Raw genomic sequence first — 2,524 nt, 5'->3', positions numbered from 1 at the left:
AACTACGCCGCCGCCAACACCTACCTCGACGCCCTCGCCCACCACCGCCACACCCACCACCTCCCCGCCACCTCCCTCGCCTGGGGACTCTGGGATCCCGATGAGGGCATGGGCAGCACCCTGAGCGAGGTCGACCGGGCGCGCATCGAGCGCAGCGGGGTCGCGCCGATCAGCGTGGCGGAGGGGCTGGCCCTCTTCGACGCGGCGCTGGGCCTGCCCGACCCGGTACTGGTTCCGGCCCGCATCGAGGTCACCGACGAGGCCGTCTCGCCCGTCCTGCGGGGACTGGCCCGACGGCCCGTCCGCCGGGCCGCCGCACCGCGGCCCGGGGACACGACGTTGTACGACCGGTTGTCGGACGCTGCCGACGGGGAGCGCGAGCGGCTGCTCACCGAGGCGGTGCGCGAACACGTCGCTGCGGTCCTCGGACACGCCCGTCCCGAAGACATCGCTCCGGACCAGGCGTTCAAGGACCTCGGCTATGACTCCCTGATGTCCGTGGAACTGCGCAACCGCCTCCAGCGGGCGACCGGGCTCCGGTTGCCTGCCACCCTCGTCTTCGACCACCCGACGGTGCTCCAGCTCGCCTCGCACCTCGTCCGCGAGTGGTTCGGCACGGCGGCCGACACCGGCCGACCCCGGGCGGTCGGCGCGGCGACCGACGACCCGATCGCGATCGTGGCGATGGCGTGCCGTTACCCGGGCGACGTACGGACACCCGAGGACCTCTGGCACCTGGTGGCCTCGGGCACCGACGCGATCTCCGGCTTCCCCGCCGACCGCGGCTGGAACGTGGCCGACATCTACGATCCGGATCCCAGCCGACCGCACACCACGTACACCCGCCACGGCGGCTTCCTGCACGACGCTGCCGATTTCGACCCGGACTTCTTCGGCATCAGCCCGCGTGAGGCACTTGCCATCGACCCACAGCAGCGACTGTTGCTGGAGACCGCCTGGGAGGCCTTCGAACGCGCCGGTCTGCGCCCCGCGACCCTGCACGGCAGCCGGACGGGCGTCTTCGCCGGCGTCATGTACAACGACTACGCGAGCCGCCTGACGCGTCGCCCCGACGAGTTGGACGGATATGTCGGCACCGGTAGCGCGGGCAGTGTGGCGTCGGGCCGGGTGGCCTACACCTTCGGCCTCGAAGGCCCCGCCGTCACCGTCGACACCGCCTGCTCCTCCTCCTTGGTCGCCCTCCACCTCGCCGCCCAGTCGCTGCGCCAGGGCGAGTGCTCACTGGCACTCGCCGGGGGTGTCACCGTCATGGCGAGTCCTGCCGTCTTCGTGGAGTTCAGCCGGCAGCGGGGGCTGTCCCCCGACGGCCGCTGCAAACCCTTCGCCGCGGCCGCCGACGGCACCGGCTGGGGCGAAGGAGCAGGACTCCTCCTCCTCGAACGCCTCTCCGACGCCCAACAAAACGGCCACCCCGTCCTCGCCCTCGTCCGCGGCTCCGCCGTCAACCAGGACGGCGCCTCCAACGGCCTCACCGCACCCAACGGCCCCGCACAACAACGCGTCATCCACCAAGCCCTCGCCAACGCCAACCTCCAACCCACCGACATCGACGCCGTCGAAGCCCACGGCACCGGCACCCGACTCGGCGACCCCATCGAAGCCCAAGCCCTCATCGCCACCTACGGACAGGACCGCCAACACCCCCTCCACCTCGGCTCCATCAAATCCAACATCGGCCACACCCAAGCCGCCGCAGGCGTCGCCGGCATCATCAAAATGATCCAGGCCATCCACCACGGCGAACTCCCCCGATCCCTCCACATCGACCACCCCAGCGACCAAGTCGACTGGACCGAGGGCAACATCAACCTCCTTACCGAGAACACGTCGTGGCCCGACGTCGACCGGCCCCGCCGCGCCGCCGTCTCCTCCTTCGGCATCAGCGGAACCAACGCCCACGTCATCCTCGAACAACCCCCCACCACCCCACCCACACCGACAATCGAGGAGACATCCGCTGCCCCGGTCGTGCCCTGGCTGCTGTCGGCACGGAGCGAGGTCGCCCTGCGTGCGCAGGCCAAGGCGCTGAACAGCTATCTCACCGCGCACCCCCAGGCCAGCCTCCGCGACATCGCGCACACCCTCGCCACCACCCGGGCCACACTCGATCACCGGGCCGTTCTCCTGGGCAGCACCACCGAGGAATTCCACTCAGCGCTCCGGGCTCTGGCAGACGGCGAGGACAGTTCCGCCGTCGTGACCGGCAAGGCGACTCTCTCCGGAACCTCGAAGCTGGCGTTCCTGTTCTCCGGACAGGGCTCACAACGGCCGGGCATGGGACGGGAGTTGTACGACACCTACCCCGTCTTCACCGAAGCCCTCGACGAGGTCTGCGCACTCCTCGACCCGCACCTGCAACACCCGCTGCGGGACGTGATGTTCGGCGACGACTCGGAACTGCTGGGACAGACCCTCTACACCCAGACCGCGCTCTTCGCCTACCACACCGCCCTGTTCACGCTCCTGACGAGCCTCGGCGTACGACCCGACTACCTCGCCGGAC

Annotated in this window: 1 protein-coding gene; it reads left to right on the top strand. The window is 70.2% G+C overall.

Annotated features, from left to right (window positions below; genetic code table 11):
• Window positions 1-2,524, top strand: a 2,524-nt coding sequence (locus ACFY0P_RS52085) for a beta-ketoacyl synthase N-terminal-like domain-containing protein (RefSeq protein ID WP_388929523.1), incomplete at both ends; no start/stop codon positions are given.

Origin of the sequence: Streptomyces sp. NPDC001714, from assembly GCF_042892755.1 — a bacterium.
Taxonomy (GTDB): domain Bacteria; phylum Actinomycetota; class Actinomycetes; order Streptomycetales; family Streptomycetaceae; genus Streptomyces.
This window is presented reverse-complemented; position numbering and strand designations above follow the sequence as displayed.